This window comes from Pseudomonas sp. B21-017 (assembly GCF_024749245.1).
Lineage (GTDB): Bacteria > Pseudomonadota > Gammaproteobacteria > Pseudomonadales > Pseudomonadaceae > Aquipseudomonas.
Genome location: NZ_CP087194.1, coordinates 5,476,803 through 5,495,582, shown reverse-complemented (window position 1 = coordinate 5,495,582; position 18,780 = coordinate 5,476,803). Strand labels below are relative to the sequence as shown.

At 60.1% G+C, this 18,780-nt stretch carries 20 protein-coding genes; 7 read left to right on the top strand and 13 right to left on the bottom strand.

The features are described from left to right. Positions 1-48 precede the first annotated feature (48 nt). Positions 49-1,209, bottom strand: a complete 1,161-nt coding sequence (algW, locus tag LOY28_RS24915; protein WP_018927192.1) for a Do family serine endopeptidase AlgW — start codon at positions 1,207-1,209, stop codon at positions 49-51. Positions 1,210-1,311: 102 nt separating this feature from the next. On the opposite strand from algW, the gene LOY28_RS24910 reads away from it, so the two are divergent. The 3 genes from LOY28_RS24910 (at position 1,312) to cysN (ending at position 5,042) form a co-directional block, all read left to right on the top strand. Then, complete coding sequence (locus LOY28_RS24910) at positions 1,312-2,070, top strand: Nif3-like dinuclear metal center hexameric protein (RefSeq protein WP_007941267.1); 759 nt, start codon at positions 1,312-1,314, stop codon at positions 2,068-2,070. 146 nt (positions 2,071-2,216) lie between these two features. Continuing rightward, a complete protein-coding gene (cysD, locus tag LOY28_RS24905) occupies positions 2,217-3,134 on the top strand; it encodes a sulfate adenylyltransferase subunit CysD (protein ID WP_007941268.1) in 918 nt (305 codons plus the stop codon). Positions 3,135-3,143: 9 nt separating this feature from the next. Further along, positions 3,144-5,042 carry a sulfate adenylyltransferase subunit CysN gene (cysN, locus tag LOY28_RS24900; protein ID WP_018927190.1) on the top strand — a complete coding sequence of 633 codons (1,899 nt, stop codon included), beginning with the start codon at positions 3,144-3,146 and terminating at the stop codon, positions 5,040-5,042. A gap of 83 nt (positions 5,043-5,125) precedes the next feature. Here the strand turns inward: cysN and LOY28_RS24895 are convergent, their stop codons facing one another. The 3 genes from LOY28_RS24895 to LOY28_RS24885 are packed head-to-tail and all read right to left on the bottom strand — an operon-like array spanning position 5,126 to position 8,530. Further along, positions 5,126-6,031: an acyltransferase gene (locus LOY28_RS24895; RefSeq protein WP_018927189.1), complete on the bottom strand. Its 906-nt coding sequence runs from the start codon at positions 6,029-6,031 to the stop codon at positions 5,126-5,128. Beyond that, on the bottom strand, positions 6,032-8,131 hold the full coding sequence (pta, locus tag LOY28_RS24890) for a phosphate acetyltransferase (RefSeq protein WP_018927188.1): 2,100 nt from the start codon (positions 8,129-8,131) through the stop codon (positions 6,032-6,034). A 60-nt stretch (positions 8,132-8,191) separates the two neighbouring features. Further along, entirely contained in the window at positions 8,192-8,530 is a 339-nt protein-coding gene (locus tag LOY28_RS24885) for a DUF3565 domain-containing protein (protein WP_026286504.1), read from the bottom strand. On the opposite strand from LOY28_RS24885, the gene LOY28_RS24880 reads away from it, so the two are divergent. The 3 genes from LOY28_RS24880 (at position 8,499) to LOY28_RS24870 (ending at position 10,884) form a co-directional block, all read left to right on the top strand. Then, positions 8,499-8,984: a peptidylprolyl isomerase gene (locus LOY28_RS24880; RefSeq protein WP_007942189.1), complete on the top strand. Its 486-nt coding sequence runs from the start codon at positions 8,499-8,501 to the stop codon at positions 8,982-8,984. The genes LOY28_RS24885 and LOY28_RS24880 overlap by 32 nt on opposite strands. A gap of 124 nt (positions 8,985-9,108) precedes the next feature. After that, positions 9,109-9,591 carry a glutathione peroxidase gene (locus tag LOY28_RS24875; RefSeq protein WP_018927186.1) on the top strand — a complete coding sequence of 161 codons (483 nt, stop codon included), beginning with the start codon at positions 9,109-9,111 and terminating at the stop codon, positions 9,589-9,591. Positions 9,592-9,780: 189 nt separating this feature from the next. Beyond that, on the top strand, positions 9,781-10,884 hold the full coding sequence (locus LOY28_RS24870) for an NADH:flavin oxidoreductase (protein WP_018927185.1): 1,104 nt from the start codon (positions 9,781-9,783) through the stop codon (positions 10,882-10,884). Positions 10,885-10,954: 70 nt separating this feature from the next. Here LOY28_RS24870 and LOY28_RS24865 read toward each other — a convergent pair whose 3' ends face one another. Further along, positions 10,955-12,154 (bottom strand): glycosyltransferase family 1 protein, encoded by a 1,200-nt coding sequence (locus LOY28_RS24865; protein WP_018927184.1) that lies wholly within the window; start codon positions 12,152-12,154, stop codon positions 10,955-10,957. Between the two features lie 40 nt (positions 12,155-12,194). Next, a complete protein-coding gene (gene cysZ / locus LOY28_RS24860; protein ID WP_018927183.1) occupies positions 12,195-12,950 on the bottom strand; it encodes a sulfate transporter CysZ in 756 nt (251 codons plus the stop codon). A gap of 314 nt (positions 12,951-13,264) precedes the next feature. Between cysZ and trxB the strand changes: the two genes are divergently transcribed. Further along, positions 13,265-14,227 (top strand): thioredoxin-disulfide reductase, encoded by a 963-nt coding sequence (gene trxB / locus LOY28_RS24855; RefSeq protein ID WP_018927182.1) that lies wholly within the window; start codon positions 13,265-13,267, stop codon positions 14,225-14,227. A gap of 60 nt (positions 14,228-14,287) precedes the next feature. Here the strand turns inward: trxB and LOY28_RS24850 are convergent, their stop codons facing one another. The 7 genes from LOY28_RS24850 to LOY28_RS24820 all read right to left on the bottom strand — a co-directional run bounded on the left by LOY28_RS24850 (position 14,288) and on the right by LOY28_RS24820 (position 18,731). After that, the gene (locus LOY28_RS24850) at positions 14,288-15,538 is read right to left on the bottom strand and encodes an aspartate aminotransferase family protein (RefSeq protein ID WP_018927181.1); all 1,251 of its coding nucleotides are present in this window, start codon (positions 15,536-15,538) and stop codon (positions 14,288-14,290) included. Positions 15,539-15,709: 171 nt separating this feature from the next. Further along, positions 15,710-16,048, bottom strand: coding sequence for a HopJ type III effector protein (locus LOY28_RS24845; RefSeq protein WP_018927180.1), 339 nt, complete (start codon positions 16,046-16,048; stop codon positions 15,710-15,712). After that, on the bottom strand, positions 16,041-16,337 hold the full coding sequence (locus tag LOY28_RS24840; RefSeq protein WP_018927179.1) for a DUF1244 domain-containing protein: 297 nt from the start codon (positions 16,335-16,337) through the stop codon (positions 16,041-16,043). The genes LOY28_RS24845 and LOY28_RS24840 overlap by 8 nt, the downstream gene beginning before the upstream one ends. A gap of 68 nt (positions 16,338-16,405) precedes the next feature. Continuing rightward, positions 16,406-16,777 (bottom strand): dihydroneopterin triphosphate 2'-epimerase, encoded by a 372-nt coding sequence (gene folX, locus LOY28_RS24835; RefSeq protein WP_007942179.1) that lies wholly within the window; start codon positions 16,775-16,777, stop codon positions 16,406-16,408. A 2-nt stretch (positions 16,778-16,779) separates the two neighbouring features. Continuing rightward, positions 16,780-17,355: a GTP cyclohydrolase I FolE gene (gene folE, locus LOY28_RS24830; RefSeq protein ID WP_018927177.1), complete on the bottom strand. Its 576-nt coding sequence runs from the start codon at positions 17,353-17,355 to the stop codon at positions 16,780-16,782. Between the two features lie 23 nt (positions 17,356-17,378). Continuing rightward, positions 17,379-18,089: a dihydromonapterin reductase gene (gene folM, locus LOY28_RS24825; RefSeq protein WP_258612679.1), complete on the bottom strand. Its 711-nt coding sequence runs from the start codon at positions 18,087-18,089 to the stop codon at positions 17,379-17,381. 72 nt (positions 18,090-18,161) lie between these two features. Then, a complete protein-coding gene (locus LOY28_RS24820; RefSeq protein WP_258612678.1) occupies positions 18,162-18,731 on the bottom strand; it encodes an antibiotic biosynthesis monooxygenase in 570 nt (189 codons plus the stop codon). Positions 18,732-18,780 lie beyond the last annotated feature (49 nt).

The window sequence follows — 18,780 nt, the reverse complement described above, 5'->3', positions numbered from 1 at the left end:
CTGTTCCTGTGGGAGCGAGCGGTGCGGCTCGTTCCCACAGGGTCCCGCTTACTCTTCTTCTTTTTCCTGGATCGGCGCCGGCGGCGGACGCAGACCGATTTCTGCGGTGAGCTTGAGTTCTTTACCGTTGCGCATCACCTGAATCGTGACCTTGTCGGTCGGTTTGATGCGCGCCACCTGGTTCATTGACTTGCGACCATCGCCAGCCGGTTCACCGTCGATGCTGAGGATCACGTCGCCCAATTGCAGGCCGGCCTTTTGCGCCGGGCCGTCACGGAAAATCCCCGCGACCACAATTCCCGGGCGTCCCGACAGGCCAAACGATTCCGCCAGTTCCTGACTCAACGGTTGCACTTCGATGCCGAGCCAGCCGCGAATCACCTGGCCGTGTTCGATGATCGACTTCATCACTTCCATCGCCAGTTTGACCGGGATCGCGAAGCCGATGCCTTGCGAGCCACCGGACTTGGAGAAGATTGCCGTGTTGATGCCGGTCAGGTTGCCGTTGGCGTCCACCAGTGCACCGCCGGAGTTGCCGGGGTTGATCGCGGCGTCGGTCTGGATGAAGTCTTCGTAGTTGTTCAGGCCCAACTGATTGCGCCCGGTGGCACTGATGATCCCCATGGTCACGGTCTGGCCGACGCCGAACGGGTTGCCGATGGCCAGGGCCACGTCACCGATGCGCAGGTTGTCAGAACGGCCGACGGTGATCGACGGCAGGTTTTTCAGGTCTATCTTCAATACCGCGAGGTCGGTTTCCGGGTCGCTGCCGATGACCCGGGCCAGGGTTTCACGACCATCCTTGAGGGCCACCACGATCTGGTCGGCACCGCTGGTCACGTGGTTATTGGTCAGCAGGTAACCTTCCGGGCTCATGATCACGCCCGAACCGAGGCTCGACTCCATGCGCTTCTGCTTGGGCGAGTTGTCGCCGAAGAAGCGGCGGAACTGCGGGTCTTCAAACAGCGGATGGCTGGGTTTGTTGACCACTTTGGTGGTGTAAAGGTTGACCACCGACGGCGCAGCCGTGGTCACCGCATCGGCATAGGACACCGGGCCCTGCTGCACACCAAGGGTTTGCGGGGCTTGTTGCAGATTGACGTCGAGGCTTGGCAGCCCGACCCACTGCGGGTAACGCTGAATAATCAGTAGAGCGACAAGCACGCCGGCCAACAGCGGCCAGCCGGAAAAACGCAGCGCCTTGAGCATTAAGCACGTCCTGAGAGGTTGCAGGCGGTATGAGACCGCCCATAATGTCGCGCATTATACGAGGCCGCGCGCGCCTCTGAACGGGATATTTAGGAGTCTTTTATGGCCGTCGCCCTGAGCACCCTGGTCGAAGAAGCCGACCGTTACCTGGCAAGTTCGAAGATCGCCGATTACTGCCCCAACGGCTTGCAGGTCGAAGGCCGGCCGCAAGTGATGCGCATCGTCAGCGGTGTCACCGCCAGCCAGGCACTGCTGGACGCCGCGGTGGAGGCCCAGGCGGATCTGGTGCTGGTGCATCACGGCTATTTCTGGAAAGGCGAGAACCCGTGCATCACCGGCATGAAGCAGCGCCGGTTGAAAACCCTGCTCAAGCACGACATCAGCCTGCTGTCTTATCACTTGCCGCTGGACCTGCACCCGGAAGTCGGCAACAACGTGCAGCTTGCCCGGCAATTGGACATTACCGTCGAAGGCCCGCTGGATCCGGACAACCTGAAAATCGTCGGGTTGGTCGGCTCGTTGAGCGAACCGATGACTCCCCGCGATTTTGCCCGCCGCGTGCAGGAAGTCATGGGGCGCGAGCCGTTACTGATCGAAGGCAGCGAGATGATTCGTCGGGTCGGCTGGTGCACCGGTGGCGGCCAGGGTTACATTGACCAGGCGGTGTTGGCCGGCGTCGATCTGTACCTCAGCGGCGAAGCCTCCGAACAGACGTTCCACAGCGCCCGGGAAAACGACATCAGTTTCATCGCCGCCGGCCACCACGCCACCGAGCGTTACGGTGTGCAGGCTTTGGGCGATTACCTGGCACGACGTTTCGCCCTCGAGCACATCTTCATCGATTGCCCGAACCCGATTTGACTACAGGGCTGGAGCCCAAACGAGGGGGTATATTCATATACCCTTTCGATCTAGCCGCTGTCCTGATTAGAAGAGGGCGCTGTGCTAGGATTCCCCGCTCGAACACGGCCCGCAGGCCGTCCATAAGATCGTTTTCGTGAGTAGCCATGGTCGACAAACTGACGCATCTGAAACAGCTGGAGGCCGAAAGCATCCACATCATCCGCGAGGTCGCCGCCGAGTTCGATAACCCGGTGATGCTGTACTCCGTCGGTAAAGACTCCGCCGTGATGCTGCACCTTGCGCGCAAGGCATTCTTCCCGGGCAAACTTCCGTTTCCGGTGATGCACGTCGACACCCAGTGGAAGTTCAAGGAAATGTACGCGTTCCGCGACCGCATGGTCGAAGAGCTCGGCCTGGACCTGCTGGTACACGTCAACCCCGAGGGTGTTGCGCAGGGTATCAACCCGCTGACCCACGGCAGTGCCAAGCACACCGACATCATGAAGACCGAAGGCCTCAAGCAGGCCCTCGACAAGTATGGCTTCGACGCCGCATTCGGTGGCGCCCGTCGCGACGAAGAGAAGTCCCGTGCCAAAGAGCGCGTGTATTCGTTCCGTGACAGCAAGCACCGCTGGGACCCGAAAAACCAGCGCCCGGAGCTGTGGAACGTCTACAACGGCAAGGTCAACAAGGGTGAATCGATCCGCGTATTCCCGTTGTCGAACTGGACCGAACTGGACATCTGGCAGTACATCTACCTGGAAGGCATCCCGATCGTGCCGCTGTATTTCGCAGCCGAACGCGATGTCATCGAGATGAACGGCACCTGGATCATGATCGACGACGAACGCCTGCTCAATCACCTGAGCGACGAAGACAAGGCGCGCATCGTCAAGAAGAAGGTCCGTTTCCGTACACTGGGCGACTACCCGTTGACCGGTGCTGTCGAGTCCGAGGCCACCAGCCTGACCGACATCATTCAGGAAATGCTCCTGACGCGAACTTCCGAACGCCAGGGCCGAGTCATCGATCACGATGGCGCCGGTTCCATGGAAGAAAAGAAACGTCAGGGTTATTTCTAAGGGGTTGTCATGTCGCACGCATCTGATTTGATCAGCGAGGACATCCTCGCCTACCTGGGCCAGCATGAACGCAAGGAAATGCTGCGCTTTCTGACTTGTGGCAACGTCGACGACGGCAAGAGCACCCTGATCGGGCGCCTGCTGCACGACTCCAAAATGATCTACGAAGATCATCTGGAAGCCATTACCCGCGACTCGAAAAAAGTCGGCACCACCGGCGAAGACATCGACCTGGCGTTGCTGGTCGACGGCTTGCAGGCCGAGCGTGAGCAGGGCATCACCATCGATGTCGCCTACCGCTATTTCTCTACCGCCAAGCGCAAATTCATCATCGCCGATACCCCCGGCCATGAGCAGTACACCCGCAACATGGCCACCGGTGCATCCACCTGTGACCTGGCGATCATCTTGGTCGACGCCCGTTACGGCGTGCAGACCCAGACCCGTCGCCACAGCTTTATCGCCTCGTTGCTTGGCATCAAGCACATCGTGGTCGCCATCAACAAGATGGACCTCAACGGCTTCGACGAAAGCGTATTTGAGTCGATCAAGGCCGATTACCTGAAGTTCGCCGAAGGCATCGCGTTCAAGCCGAGCACCATGGCGTTCGTGCCGATGTCCGCGCTCAAGGGCGACAACGTGGTGAACAAGTCCGAGCGCTCGCCGTGGTACACCGGCCAGTCGCTGATGGAAATCCTTGAAACCGTCGAAATCGCCAGCGACCGCAACTACACCGATCTGCGTTTCCCGGTGCAGTACGTCAACCGTCCGAACCTGAACTTCCGTGGTTTCGCCGGCACCCTGGCCAGCGGCATCGTGCACAAGGGCGACGAAGTCGTTGTGTTGCCGTCGGGCAAGAGCAGCCGCGTGAAATCCATTGTCACCTTCGAAGGTGAGCTGGAGCATGCAGGCCCTGGTCAAGCGGTGACGCTGACCATGGAAGACGAGATCGACATTTCCCGTGGCGACTTGCTGGTGCACGCCGATAACCAGCCGCAAGTGACCGACGCCTTCGACGCCATGCTGGTGTGGATGGCCGAAGAGCCGATGCTGCCGGGCAAGAAGTACGACATCAAGCGCGCCACGACTTACGTGCCGGGCTCGATCACCAGCATCGTCAATCGCGTGGACGTGAACACCTTGGCCGAAGGCCCTGCCAGCTCGTTGCAGCTGAACGAGATCGGTCGGGTCAAGATCAGCCTCGACGCGGCCATTGCGCTGGACGGTTACGACAGCAACCGCACCACGGGTTCGTTCATCGTCATCGACCGTTTGACCAACGGCACGGTCGCGGCCGGCATGATCATCGCTCAGCCGCTGGCGCATGGCAGCAGCTCCCACCACGGCAAACTGGCCCATGTAGCCACCGAAGAACGCGCCCAGCGCTTCGGTCAGCAACCGGCCACCGTGTTGTTCAGCGGCCTGTCGGGCGCTGGCAAAAGCACCCTGGCGTATGCGGTTGAACGCAAGCTGTTCGACATGGGTCGCGCGGTGTTTGTACTCGATGGCCAGAACCTGCGTCATGACCTGAACAAAGGTCTGCCGCAGGATCGCGCCGGGCGCACCGAGAATTGGCGTCGTGCGGCGCACGTTGCGCGTCAGTTCAACGAAGCCGGCCTGCTGACACTGGCGGCGTTCGTTGCCCCGAGTGCCGAAGGTCGTGAGCAGGCCAAGGACCTGATCGGCAAGGAGCGTCTGCTGACGGTCTACGTCCAGGCCTCGCCGACGGTCTGCGCTGAGCGTGATCCGCAAGGTCTGTACGCGGCGGGTGGCGACAACATCCCGGGCGAATCCTTCCCGTACGACGTGCCGCTGGATGCCGATCTGGTGATCGACACCCAGTCGCTGTCGCTGGAAGAAAGCGTCAAGCAAGTGCTGGATCTGCTGCGCAAGCGTGGCGCGATCTAAGCATTAGCTGAAAACAAAAAGCCCGCAGATGAGTGATCATCTGCGGACTTTTTTGTGTCCGGGAGGACACTTTTGCGGGCACCTCAAGAATTCACTGGATACTCCCGGTGCATTTGTCCCAACAGCGCATCCTTGTCATTCCACAACTGATTGATCCACCCCTGAAACTCCAGGCGATACACCCCGTCCTGGTCGTAGTTCTTGCCAACGAACTGCGGTGGAATCTTCAGCTCCTGAAAGTGCACCACTACATCCTTCACATTGCCGCAGAGCAAATCCCAATAGCCTGGACGCCCGGCCGGGTAGTGGATGGTCACGTTGACGATAGCTTCCAGCTGGTCGCCCATGGCATCCAGCACGAATGCAATGCCGCCCGCTTTCGGTTTGAGCAGGTAGCGGAACGGTGAACCCTGCTGGGTGTGCTTGCCCTCGGTGAAGCGTGTGCCTTCGACGAAGTTGAAAATCCCCACCGGGTTATTGCGGAACTTGTCGCAGGTCTTGCGGGTGGTTTCCAGGTCTTTGCCTTTCTTCTGCGGATGCTTTTCCAGATAGGCCTTGGAGTAACGCTTCATGAACGGAAAACCCAACGCCCACCACGCCAGGCCAATCACCGGTACCCAGATCAGTTCCTGTTTGAGGAAGAACTTCAGCGGGCGGATGCGACGGTTGAGCACGTACTGCAGCACCATGATGTCGACCCAGCTCTGATGGTTGCTGGTGATCAGATAGGAGTGCCGATAGTCCAGGTCTTGCAAGCCGCTGAGGTGCCAGCGTGTGCGGCAAACCAGATTCATCCAGCCCTTGTTGTTACTGATCCACGCTTCGTGGGTATGACTCATCAGCCAGCGCGCGAAACGTTGGGTGAGGGCGAACGGCAACACTTTGAACAGCGCCACACAGAACAGAAACGAGCAGAGCAGAATCGTATTCAGCGCCAACAGCAGCGAGGCGATCACGCCGCGCACGGGTGCAGGTAGAAAATCCAGCATTTAAATATCCATAGGTCGGTTGGCCGCTTGAATCGCGGTCAACGCGATGGTGTACACGATGTCGTCGACTTGCGCGCCACGCGGCAGGTCGTTCACCGGTTTGCGCAGGCCTTGCAGCATTGGCCCGAGGCTGACGCAGTCGGCGCTACGTTGCACGGCTTTGTGGGTGGTATTGCCGGTGTTCAGGTCGGGGAACACGAACACCGTGGCACGACCGGCCACCTGACTGTTCGGCGCCAGTTGCCGGGCCACGGTTTCGTTGGCAGCGGCATCGTATTGCAACGGGCCGTCGATCAGCAGTGAGTGTTGCTGTTCGTGGGCGAGCAAGGTGGCCTCGCGAACCTTCTCGACTTCTTCGCCGCTGGCCGATTCACCGCTGGAGTAGCTGATCATCGCCACTCGCGGAGTGATGCCGAACGCCGCTGCCGAATCGGCGCTTTGCAAGGCGATCTCGGCCAGTTCGCTGGCGCTCGGGTGCGGGTTCATCACGCAGTCGCCGTAGACCAGCACTTCTTCGGGAAACAGCATGAAGAATACCGACGACACCAGGGTGCAACCCGGCGCGGTCTTGATCAGTTGCAGGGCCGGGCGGATGGTGTTGGCGGTGGAGTGAATGACCCCGGACACCAGCCCGTCGACTTCATCCAGCGCCAGCATCATGGTGCCGATCACCACGGTGTCTTCCAGTTGCTGCTCGGCCATCGGCGCGTTGAGGCTTTTGGTCTTGCGCAGCGCAACCATCGGCTCGACGTAACGCTCGCGAATCAGGTCCGGGTCGAGGATTTCCAGCCCCGGTGGCAACTCGATGCCTTGGGCGCGGGCGACCGCCTCGACGTCTGCCGGCTTGGCCAGCAACACGCAACGGGCGATGCCCCGTGCCTGGCAGATCGCGGCGGCCTGGACGGTCAACGGCTCGCTGCCCTCGGGCAACACGATGCGCTTGTTGGCGGCCTGGGCACGCTGGATCAGTTGATAGCGGAACACTGCAGGCGACAGGCGCATTTCCCGCGGCGTGCCGCAGCGTTGGTGCAGCCAGTTGGCGTCGAGGTGGCTGGCGACGAAATCGGTGATGATCTCCGCGCGCTCGCGGTCGTCGATCGGGATTTCCTTGTTCAAACCGTTCAACTGGTTGGCGGTGTCGTAGGAACCGGTACTCACCGACAACACCGGCAGACCGGCCTGCAAGGCGCCACGGCACAGCTCCATGATGCGCGGGTCGGGCAGGGTGTCGCTGGTCAGCAGCAGGCCGGCCAGGGGCACACCGTTCATCGCTGCGAGGCTGACCGCGAGGATGATGTCGTCGCGATCGCCGGGGGTCACCACCAGCACGCCGGGCTTGAGCAGTTCCACGGTGTTGCGCACGGTGCGGGCGCAGATGATGATTTTGGTCATGCGCCGGGTTTCGTAGTCACCGGCATTGAGCACCTGAGCGCCCATCAACTCGGCCACGTCACGGGTGCGCGGCGCGTTCAGCTCCGGTTGAAACGGGATGCAGCCGAGCAGACGGAAGTCGCCACTGCGCAGCAACGGCGAGTGCTCTCTCAGGCGCGAGGCGAAGACGTCCATGCTTTCGTCGGTCTTGACCTTGTTGAGGATCACGCCCAGCACTTTCGGATCCTTCGGCCCGCCGAACAATTGCGCCTGCAATTCCACCCGGCCGGACAATTCGGTCAGCACTTCGTTTTCCGGCGCCGAAACCAGAATCACGTCGGCGTCGAGGCTCTTGGCCAAGTGCAGGTTGACCCGCGCGGCGTAGCTGGCGCTGCGGGTCGGGACCATGCCTTCGACAATCAGCACGTCCTTGCCGATAGCGGCTTGCTGGTAAAGGGTGATGATTTCTTCGAGCAATTCGTCCAGCTGACCGTCGCCGAGCATCCGCTCGACATGGGCCAGGCCCAGCGGCTGAGGCGGTTTCAAACCGTGGGTGCGGGCCACCAGTTCGGTGGAGCGTTCAGGGCCGGTGTCGCCCGGGTGCGGTTGGGCAATCGGTTTGAAAAAGCCGACTTTGAGGCCGGCCCGCTCAAGGGTACGCACCAGCCCGAGGCTGATGGAGGTCAGACCCACACCAAAATCGGTGGGCGCGATAAAAAAAGTTTGCATGCGGATTCTCTAAGGGTGCATGGCAATGGTGAACGCCTATGGCTGGCGTTCTACCGATATTCAGTGGTCAAGGTTATCGCTAACCGAGCCTTGTGCGCACCAACCGCAATCAAAGGGCTGGCCTATTTTTTCATTGCGCAGCGCAGGGTCCAGCACCCAGGCCCGGGATTGCCACGGCGGCTGGTGCCGCAGGTGTTGGGTATGGCCACAGGACAGCTCGGCCACCCAGTGCCCGTCCTCGTCCTGATGGAAACCTGTAATGGTCGAGGCTTTCATCGCGCCCCGTTTGTCCGGGTTGTGTTCGCTTTCGGGCGATTGCTTCGCTAAACTTGGACATTCATCATTCTTATGCAAAAGGTCTCGCCCCATGCTGATCGCCGCCAATAAGGCTGTCTCCATCGACTATACCCTGACCAACGACGCTGGTGAGGTCATCGACAGCTCCGCCGGCGGCGCGCCGCTGGTCTACCTGCAAGGCGCAGGTAACATCATCCCGGGCCTGGAAAAGGCACTGGAAGGCAAAGCAGTCGGTGACGAACTGACTGTTGCCGTAGAACCTGAAGATGCCTACGGCGAATACGCAGCCGAACTGGTCAGCACCCTGAGCCGCAGCATGTTCGAAGGCGTCGATGAACTGGAAGTGGGCATGCAGTTCCACGCTTCCGCTCCGGACGGCCAGATGCAGATCGTCACCATTCGCGATCTGGACGGCGACGATGTCACCGTCGACGGCAACCACCCGCTGGCCGGTCAGCGCCTGAATTTCCAGGTCAAGATCGTTGCCATCCGTGATGCCAGCCAGGAAGAAATCGCTCATGGTCACGTCCATGGCGAAGGTGGCCATCACCACTGATTTTCTGCGCTAAGCTTTCGAGAACTGGAGAGGCGCCCGAGGGCGCCTTTTTAGTCCGCGGCTGTCCTTGGCGACATGACCAAGTGGCTGTTTCGAGAAGAACACGGGAAATTTGGAGTCCGTCATGAGTGCTTTTCACGACCTTACATTGAAAACTTTGGATGGCCAGGAGTTACCTCTGGCGCCCTTCAAAGGGCACGTCGTGCTGGTGGTCAACGTCGCCTCCAAATGTGGCTTGACCCCACAGTACGCTGCTCTGGAAAACCTCTACCAGCAATACAAGGGCAAGGGTTTCAGCGTGCTGGGCTTGCCGTGCAACCAGTTTGCCGGGCAGGAACCGGGCACAGAGCAGGAAATCCAGGCGTTCTGCAGCCTCAACTATGGCGTGACCTTTCCGTTGTCCAGCAAGCTGGAAGTCAACGGTCACGAACGTCATCAGCTGTACCGCCTGCTGGCGGGCGAGGGTGCGGAGTTTCCGGGCGACATCACCTGGAACTTCGAAAAATTCCTGTTGGGCAAGGACGGTCGCGTATTGGCGCGGTTCTCGCCGCGTACGGCGCCGGATGATCCTTCTGTTATCCAGGCGATTGAAAAAGCTCTGAGTTAAAAGCGCAGATCAAGATCAAAAGATCGCAGCCTTCGGCAGCTACAGGTATTCACATTCCTCTGTAGAAGCTGCCGAAGGCTGCGATCTTTTCGTTTCTAATCCTTAATCACTCAAATCAATAGTGCTGTTCAAGGCAGGGCGCCCTCCATATTATCGCCGTCATAAAGCCTATGTCCCGTGGAGCGTCCAATGCCTGTCAAAGCCCTGTTCAAGCCTTTTCACCTCGGCGCTCTCGAACTGCCGACCCGCGTCGTCATGGCACCGATGACCCGCTCGTTTTCCCCGGGCGGCGTGCCCAACTCCAAAGTGATTGAATACTACCGTCGCCGCGCTGCCGCCGGAGTTGGCCTGATCATCACCGAAGGCACCACGGTCGGTCACAAGGCCTCCAACGGTTACCCGAACGTGCCGCACTTCTACGGTGAAGCCGCACTGGCCGGCTGGAAAAAAGTCGTCGATGCAGTGCATGCCGAAGGCGGCAAGATCGTTCCGCAGCTGTGGCATGTGGGCAGCGTGCGCCGTATCGGCACCGAGCCGGATGCCAGCGTGCCAGGTTATGGTCCGTCGGAAAAACTGAAAGACGGACAGGTCGTGGTTCACGGCATGACCCAGCAGGATATCCAGGAGGTGATCGCTGCGTTCGCCCAAGCCGCCAAAGACGCCCAGAGCATCGGCATGGACGGCGTGGAAATCCACGGTGCCCATGGTTATCTGGTGGACCAGTTCTTCTGGGAAGGCAGCAACCAGCGCACCGACGAATACGGTGGCAGCCTGGCCAACCGTTCGCGCTTCGCCATCGAATTGATTCAGGCGGTGCGCGCAGCAGTCGGCGAGGGATTCCCGATCATCTTCCGTTTCTCCCAGTGGAAGCAGCAGGACTACACCGCGCGTCTGGTGCAGACGTCAGAGGCGTTGGGCGAATTTCTCAAGCCGTTGTCCGACGCCGGCGTGGATATTTTCCACTGCTCGACACGCCGTTTCTGGGAGCCGGAGTTCGACGGTTCCGAACTGAACCTGGCCGGCTGGACCCGTAAGCTCACCGGCAAGCCGACCATCACCGTTGGCAGCGTCGGCCTGGATGGCGAGTTCCTGCAATTCATGGTCAACACCGACAAGATCGCACAGCCGGCCAGCCTGGAAAAACTGCTGGAACGTTTGAATAACGATGAGTTCGACCTGGTGGCGGTGGGGCGTGCGTTGTTGGTGGACCCGGACTGGGCGCAGAAAGTGCGTGACGGTCGTGAGCAGGACATCCTGCCATTCAGCCGTGATGCGTTGATGACGCTGGTGTAAATGGCGACTGAAAAGGCCTTTTCGCGGGCAAGCCTCGCTCCTACAAGGGCGAGGCTTGCCCGCGAAGCTTTTAAGGTAACAACGCTGCATCGGATAGAACTTGTTCCTGCGCACAAGCCCCCCGCAACTGCCCCTCGAACTGCTCGATAATCGCCGCCCAGCCCTGACGGCTTGCATGCTGGCGGGCATTGAGCCGCATGCAGCGCAAGGTTTCGCGCTCCTCCAGCAGCCAACGTGCCGCATCGCAGAACGCCTGTTCATCCCCGGGCATGGCCAATACGCCGTTATAGCCATGGCGAATATGCTGAGCCGCCGCAGCTTGATCGTACGCCACCACCCCCAGCCCTGAGGCCAATGCCTCAAGCACCACATTGCCGAAGGTTTCGGTCAGGCTCGGAAACAGAAACACATCCCCCGAGGCATAGTGACTGGCCAGCGCTTCGCCGCGTTGTGAGCCGCAAAAAATCGCCTCGGGCAATTCCTTTTCCAGCGTCGATCGTTGCGGACCGTCACCGACCACAATCAATTTCATGTTGCGCTGTGGATAAGTGGTTTTCAGCGCGTCGAAACTGCGCTTGAGCAGGCCAAGATTCTTCTCCTGGGCCAGGCGTCCTACGTGGATGAAGGCGATGTCATCCTCGGCCAGTCCCCATTGCTCACGCAGCGGTTTCAGTCGTTTGACCGGATGAAACAACTGGCTGTCGACGCCTCGAGAGAGTAACGCCAGACGCTCGAAACTGCGCCGCTCCAGCTCCAGTCGCTGGCTGGCGCTGGGCACCAGGGTCAGGGTCGAGCGATTGTGAAACCAGCGCAGGTAGTGGGTCAGCAAGCGCGTCAGCAACCCGAGCCCATACTGGCTGGAATACTGCTGAAAATTGGTATGAAAGCCGCTGACCACCGAAATCCCCAAACGTCGTGCCGCGCGTAACGCCGACAACCCCAGCGGTCCTTCGGTGGCGATGTACAACACGTCCGGGCGATGGCGCTTCCAGCGCCGCAGCAGCTTGTGCATCGACGACTGGCCCCATTGCAGGCCGGGATAACCCGGCAGCGGCCAGCCCCGACACAGCAGCAACTCATCATTGCTGCCCGTCAGCGGGTCGCCGCCCTGACGTGGCCGCACCAACTCGACCTGATGCCCGCGCGCGCGCAAACCGTCGAACAAGCGGCCAAGGGTATTGGCCACGCCGTTGATTTCCGGGGGGAAGGTTTCGGTGATCAGAGTAATATGCAGAGCTGTCGTCATGACCTCAGTGTCGGCTGAGGCCATGTCGTCATTGTGACGGTGGGATGATGGATATATGACGCGATTAACTGCGTTCCGCCACCAGATTCTCCGCGCCACGCTCACGCACCCAGAACAGCGTCGCACCAGCCACGGCCGCCGGCATCATCAAAATGTTCACCACCGGAATCAGCAGCACCAGATAAACGATCCCGCCAAAACTCATGCTCTGCCAGCGCTTCTTGCGCAGCCAGGCGAGCATCTCGTTCCAGCCCAGCTTGTGGTTGTCCGCCGGGTAGTCGATGTATTGGATCGCCATCATCCACACCCCGAACAGCAGCCACAGCGGTGCGGCAATGATGTTCACCACCGGGATGAAGGAGAGGATGAACAGCCCGATGGCCCTTGGCAGGAAGTAGCCGAGCTTGCGCATTTCCCGGGTCAGGGTACGGGGGATCATGGCGATCAGTTCGCCCCAGCTGAAGGTCGGGAAATCGTCGGTGCCGCGCACCACCACTTCGACTTTCTCCGCGAGGAAGCCGTTGAACGGTGCGGCAATAACGTTGGCGAGCATTGTGAAGGTGAAGAACACCATCAACACCACCAACACCACGAATATCGGCCAGAGGATATAGCTGAGGAAGCTCAGCCAATCGGGCAGGGACGGCATCAGCGTATCGACCCATAGGCTGAACTGATGACCGGCCAGATAGATCAATCCGACGAACAGCACCAGGTTGATCGCCAGCGGCAGCAACACGAACAGACGCAGACTTGGGCTCAGGACCAGATTGAGGCCTTCGCGCAGGTATTGCGGGCCGGACAGAACGGGGGCGGGCATAACGTGCTCCGAACAAGAGGGAAACGCGCCGACCTTACCGGCTTTGCCTGAGGTGCGAAAGCGCGGTAGCGGCATCGACATTAACTGTAACAAAGGCGTCTATACATTCACTGCAACGGAATAGAGACCGCCTATGAGCTGGATTGTTAAACCGTATTTCCTTAATCTTCGCCCCCTCGATACGCTGCACCCATTCTTTTACAGGACTGTCGAGCCCAAGCCTTCCCCAAGTGCTTTCAACGGTCCTTTTTTATTCCCGCCGGCAATCCGGCGTTCCGCGCCCAGTGTTTCGGGCCGGTCAACAGGAGCAGGTCATGTCTGAAGTTCGTCATTCGCGAGTGATTATTCTCGGTTCCGGCCCTGCCGGTTACAGCGCCGCTGTCTATGCGGCCCGTGCCAACCTCAAGCCACTGCTGATCACCGGCATGCAAGCCGGCGGTCAACTGACCACCACCACCGAAGTCGACAACTGGCCGGGCGACGTCCACGGCCTGACCGGCCCGGCGCTGATGGAACGGATGAAAGAGCACGCCGAGCGCTTTGAAACCGAGATCGTGTTTGATCACATCAATGCCGTGGACTTCGCTGCCAAGCCGTACACCCTGATTGGCGACAGCGCGACTTACACCTGCGACGCCCTGATCATCGCTACCGGTGCCAGCGCTCGTTACCTGGGCCTGCCGTCGGAAGAAACGTTCATGGGCAAAGGCGTTTCGGCCTGCGCGACCTGTGACGGTTTCTTCTATCGCAACAAGCCAGTGGCTGTGGTCGGTGGCGGTAATACCGCTGTCGAAGAAGCGCTGTACCTGGCCAACATCGCCAGCACCGTGACCCTGATTCACCGTCGCGAAACGTTCCGCGCCGAGAAGATCCTGATCGACAAGCTCAATGCCCGGGTTGCCGAAGGCAAGATCATCCTGAAGCTGAACGCGACCCTGGACGAAGTGTTGGGCGACAACATGGGCGTGACCGGTGCTCGCCTGAAGAACAACGATGGCAGCTTCGACGAAATCAAAGTCGACGGCGTGTTCATCGCCATTGGCCACACCCCGAACACGTCGTTGTTCGAAGGTCAGCTGACGTTGAAAGACGGCTACCTGGTTGTACAGGGCGGCCGTGACGGCAACGCCACTGCCACCAGCGTCGAAGGTATCTTTGCTGCCGGTGACGTGGCCGACCACGTTTATCGTCAAGCCATCACCTCGGCCGGCGCCGGCTGTATGGCGGCACTGGACACCGAGCGTTACCTCGACGGCCTGCAGAACGTTTCGTTCTGATTCCGTAGAAAACAAAAAAACCGGCCTTGGCCGGTTTTTTTGTGGGCAGACGATTCTGCCTCAGGACAATTTCGCCAGGCACGCCTCAAGAATATCCAGCCCTTCTTCCAGCACGGCGGCCTCAGTGGTCAATGGCGCGAGCAGCCGAATGATGTGGCGCGACTTGCCGCTGGGCATCAGCAGCAAGCCCGAGTCTCGGGCCAGCGCCAGCAGTTGTGTCAATTGCGCCGAAGCCGGTGTGCCGTCGGCGTTGATCAGTTCGATGCCGCGCATCGCACCCACGCCGGTCAAACGGCCCAGATACGGTGACAGTCCGCGTGCCCGCCAGGCTTCGTAGCGGCTGACAATCGCTTCTTCCTGCTGCGTGCCCCAGGCATGCAGATGTGCATCACTCATTTCGTCCAGGGTCGCCAGCGCGGCGGCGCAGGCGATGGGATTGCCTGAGTAGGTGCCGCCCAATCCGCCCTTGGGCAAGTTGTCGACTAGCGACTTGCGCCCGACAACCGCACCCAGCGGCACGCCACCGGCAATGCTTTTACCCAGCAGGATCAGGTCCGGCTCAATGCCCAGTCGCGAAAACGCAAACCGCTGGCCGGTGCGGCCGAAGCCGGACTGGATTTCATCGGCAATCAGCAAAATGCCTTTGTCATCACAGAAACGCCGCAGCGCCTGGGCGAATTCCACATCCATCGCCAGAAACCCGCCTTCGCCCTGTACCGGTTCGACGATAAAACAGGCCACGTCATTCACGTCGATCTCGACGCTGAACAGCCGATCCATCGCCTTCAGGGCCTCGGCGCAGGTCACGTCATTGTCTTTGCTGGGGAAGGGCAGGTGGTACACCGGCCCCGGCAGCACGCCGACTTTCTGCTTGTAAGGCGCGACCTTGCCGTTGAGGTTGAGAGTGGCCAGCGTGCGGCCGTGGAAGGCGCCGTCAAAGGCAATGATCGCGGTGCGGCCGGTGGCGCCACGGACGATCTTCAGGGCGTTTTCCGCCGCTTCTGCGCCGCTGTTGGTGAGCATGCCGCTGACCGGGTAATCCACTGGAATAAACGCGGCCAGGCGATCCATGAGTTCGATGTAAGGCACATGGGGAGCCGCGTTGAACGCGTAGTGGGTCAGGCGGGTGGCTTGTTCACGAATGGCCTCGACGATGCGTGGATGGCAATGGCCGAGGTTCAGTACGCCGATTCCCCCGACAAAGTCGATGTAGCGCTTGCCATCGGTGTCCCAGACTTCGGCATTTTTGCCGTGGCTGAGACTGATGGGGTGAACAATGGAAATCGACTGACTGATGGTTTCGCTGCGCATGGATGGCTGACTCTGAAGAAGGGATGCTTCTTTTTATCTAAGCCGCGAGCAGAGGTGCCCGGCAAACGAAATAAAGTTGCCGGGTCAATCTTAAAAGTCGGGATGTGCCCTGATACCGATCGATGGCGACGCATAATCTGTGGCGAGGGAGCAAGCTCCCTCGCCACAGGTTTAGCGACGAGTCAGTGGCTGCTGAGCGAACTTCACACCCGCCAAGCCATGGGCAATCAACGCCCGGATATTGCCGTGGTCGCTGCCTTCGGGCGTAGCCACCACCGAGCGATAATGCTCGCCAAACGCCAACAGTGCTTCTTCATCGCTCAGACCTTCCAGCAGCGCCAGGCCCAGGGTCTTGCACGAGCCTTCGTTCTGCCCGGCTGCGTTTTCCACGCCACCGTTGTTGAAAGCCTGGGGCTGGTAGTCATAACCGGCGGCAATGAACGCCAGGGTGTCGGCGAAAACGTGCTCGCCACTCTTGAGGCTGGCGCGCAGGGTGTTCAAATCACTCATTGGGTTTTCCTTTGGCGAACGCCGCTTGTTGGTCGGCGCTGGCTTCTTTCTGGTATTGGGCTTTCCACTCGGCGTACGGCATGCCGTAAACCACTTCGCGGGCTTCATCGAGGCTGACGTCGATCTGGCGTTCGTCAGCGGCGGCCTTGTACCACTTGGACAGGCAGTTGCGGCAGAAACCCGAGAGGTTCATCAGGTCGATGTTCTGCACGTCCTTGCGGCTGTCCAGGTGGGCAACCAGCCGGCGAAAGGCGGCGGCTTCAAGTTCCAGGCGTTGTTGATCGTTCATGATGGGCTCTGTGCAATCAAATCGTGGCGCGGATGATAAAAGCCTGGCGAGCGATACGCCAGACGCGGTCAGCGGCTGGCAGCCAGGGTAATCGACACCGACTCGGCGAAGCGCAGGGCGTGGGGCTTGTCGACTTCGACTTCGGCATACAGCACCGACTCGTTGGCCATGATCAGGTCCAGCAGCTCCTGGGTCAGGCGCTCGAGCAGGGCAAAGCGATTGCCTTCCACGTGGGCAATGATCGCCTTGGTGATGGTGCGGTAGTTCAGCGCGTGATCGATGTCGTTGTCACGCACGGCGTCCTGAGCGGCATACAGGATGGTCAGGTTGATCAGCACATCCTGCTTGTTGAGGATTTCGTCCTCGTTGATCCCGATGAAAGTTCGCAAACACAGGTCCTTGACCCGGATGCGTGCCATTCCTGGTTGAAGTTGTGGCATTGCTACTTGCTCCGTCCAATCAATTGCAGGAACTCCTGGCGGGTGTTGCTCGACTCGCGGAAGGCACCGAGCATCACCGAGGTGTTCATGGTCGAATTCTGTTTCTCGACGCCGCGCATCATCATGCACATGTGCTGGGCTTCGATGACCACCGCGACACCGGCGGCATCGGTCACTTGCTGCACGGCCTCGGCGATTTGCCGGGTGAGGTTCTCCTGTATTTGCAGGCGGCGGGCGAACATATCCACAAGCCGTGCAATCTTCGACAGGCCCAGCACCTTGCCCGTTGGAATATAAGCCACATGCGCCTTGCCGATGAAGGGCAACATGTGATGTTCACACAGCGAGTACAACTCGATGTTGTCGACAATGATCATTTCATCGTTGTCGGAGGCGAACAGTGCGCCGTTGACGATCTCTTCGACGCTCTGTTCGTAACCGTGACACAGGTATTGCATGGCCTTGGCGGCGCGCAACGGGGTGTCTTGCAGCCCTTCGCGGTCGGGGTTTTCACCCAGGCCGATAAGGATCTCGCGATAGCTCTGGGACAGGGCGCTGTGGGGCAGGGATAACGTCATGGGGACATCCTCGCGGGGGCGGCTTATTTGACGTGCCGTCCGCCATTGACGGTCAGGGTCGTGCCGGTGACATAAGGGTTGTCGAGCAAATAGCGCAGGCTCTGGTAGATCACTTCGCTGCCGGGCTCGATGCCCAGTGCGGATTTGGCCAGGACCCTGGCGCGGTACGCCGCGTCGTCGTCGGGATTGAACAGTAGCAGGGCTGGCGCGATACCGTTGACCTTGATGTCTGGCGCGTACTTGGCGGCAAAGGACAGGGTCAGGCTGTCGAGCCCGGCTTTGCTGGCGCAGTAGCCGATGTGCTTGCTGCTGCCCTTGCGGGTCACGTCATCGCTGATGTGCACGATGTCGGCGGGGCTTGAGCGTCTGAGTAAATCGGCACAGTGCAGGTTGATCAGGTAGGGCGCCAGCATGTGCACGCTGAACATGCGGGTGAAGGCATCGGCTTCGGCGCCCGGGTTTTCGGCCAGCCATTCGGAGGCGTTGTGGACTATCGCCCGCAGGCTGTCGGTGTGGTTCTTCAATTCACCGATGAACGCGAGAATCCCGGCCTCGCTGGAAAAGTCCGCGAACACCGCTGTTGCTCCCAGATCGCGCAGGGTCTTTACGCCGGGGCGTTCGCTGCGGTAGCTGAAAATGACCGGATGGCCGTCTTCGAGCAAACGCTGCGCACAGTGCAGGCCGACACGCTGGCCGGCACCGGTGATGAGGATGGGGGCTGCGGAAGAGGTCATGAACGGCTCGCGTCGCGGTTAGAGCAAAACTATACCAGCGACGGGAGTCGTGCACCTACGCTCCTGCAAGAGTTACTGATTTTGGGTAGTAGGCGTTGCGGCCAACGGTTGTTGCGGTGCGGTGTTCAGCCAGCCGGCCAACAGATGGGTCGACAATGGAATGAAGAAATAAACCATCAGTGGTGTCAGGCACAGGGTGCTGACGAACACCCGGGCCAGCAATCCCGTTTCAGCCAATAACGGTCCCAGCACAAAGTTGAACAGCAGGGACACCGGAAAGAACGCCAGCCAGATCGCCACGGCCTGCTTCCAGCGTGGCGGGCGTTGCCCTACCGCACCGAACCAGCCATCGATGCCACTGACCCGATGCTCCGAAGGATGGGCAAACAGATTGCTGCCGCGTCCCAGCCAAGCGGTACGCGACGCGGAATGCTCCCAGGCGTGCAGGGTCTGCTCGTCGGCGAAGCGGAAAATAATCTGGAATTCGTCATCCTCGGGCGGCGGAGCGAGCACGCCAGAACCGAGATAGCCGGGGAAGTCGGTGGCCAGTTGCTCGCCTTCGCGCAACCAGGCCATCAGGTCCTGATAACGCCCATCGGCGACACGACGCGCAACCATCAGCGTGACGGGTGAAGTAGACATTGTGTATCTCCGTAAGGCAAACGCGTCGCTCCGGATAGGAGTTTCGCCA

Coding starts and splice junctions, on each gene's coding strand:
- algW (WP_018927192.1), bottom strand. CDS start 1,209: ATGCTCAAGGCGCTGCGTTTTTCCGGCTGGCCGCTGTTGGCCGGCGTG.
- LOY28_RS24910 (WP_007941267.1), top strand. CDS start 1,312: ATGGCCGTCGCCCTGAGCACCCTGGTCGAAGAAGCCGACCGTTACCTG.
- cysD (WP_007941268.1), top strand. CDS start 2,217: ATGGTCGACAAACTGACGCATCTGAAACAGCTGGAGGCCGAAAGCATC.
- cysN (WP_018927190.1), top strand. CDS start 3,144: ATGTCGCACGCATCTGATTTGATCAGCGAGGACATCCTCGCCTACCTG.
- LOY28_RS24895 (WP_018927189.1), bottom strand. CDS start 6,031: ATGCTGGATTTTCTACCTGCACCCGTGCGCGGCGTGATCGCCTCGCTG.
- pta (WP_018927188.1), bottom strand. CDS start 8,131: ATGCAAACTTTTTTTATCGCGCCCACCGATTTTGGTGTGGGTCTGACC.
- LOY28_RS24880 (WP_007942189.1), top strand. CDS start 8,499: ATGCTGATCGCCGCCAATAAGGCTGTCTCCATCGACTATACCCTGACC.
- LOY28_RS24885 (WP_026286504.1), bottom strand. CDS start 8,530: ATGGAGACAGCCTTATTGGCGGCGATCAGCATGGGGCGAGACCTTTTG.
- LOY28_RS24875 (WP_018927186.1), top strand. CDS start 9,109: ATGAGTGCTTTTCACGACCTTACATTGAAAACTTTGGATGGCCAGGAG.
- LOY28_RS24870 (WP_018927185.1), top strand. CDS start 9,781: ATGCCTGTCAAAGCCCTGTTCAAGCCTTTTCACCTCGGCGCTCTCGAA.
- LOY28_RS24865 (WP_018927184.1), bottom strand. CDS start 12,154: ATGGCCTCAGCCGACACTGAGGTCATGACGACAGCTCTGCATATTACT.
- cysZ (WP_018927183.1), bottom strand. CDS start 12,950: ATGCCCGCCCCCGTTCTGTCCGGCCCGCAATACCTGCGCGAAGGCCTC.
- trxB (WP_018927182.1), top strand. CDS start 13,265: ATGTCTGAAGTTCGTCATTCGCGAGTGATTATTCTCGGTTCCGGCCCT.
- LOY28_RS24850 (WP_018927181.1), bottom strand. CDS start 15,538: ATGCGCAGCGAAACCATCAGTCAGTCGATTTCCATTGTTCACCCCATC.
- LOY28_RS24845 (WP_018927180.1), bottom strand. CDS start 16,048: ATGAGTGATTTGAACACCCTGCGCGCCAGCCTCAAGAGTGGCGAGCAC.
- LOY28_RS24840 (WP_018927179.1), bottom strand. CDS start 16,337: ATGAACGATCAACAACGCCTGGAACTTGAAGCCGCCGCCTTTCGCCGG.
- folX (WP_007942179.1), bottom strand. CDS start 16,777: ATGCCACAACTTCAACCAGGAATGGCACGCATCCGGGTCAAGGACCTG.
- folE (WP_018927177.1), bottom strand. CDS start 17,355: ATGACGTTATCCCTGCCCCACAGCGCCCTGTCCCAGAGCTATCGCGAG.
- folM (WP_258612679.1), bottom strand. CDS start 18,089: ATGACCTCTTCCGCAGCCCCCATCCTCATCACCGGTGCCGGCCAGCGT.
- LOY28_RS24820 (WP_258612678.1), bottom strand. CDS start 18,731: ATGTCTACTTCACCCGTCACGCTGATGGTTGCGCGTCGTGTCGCCGAT.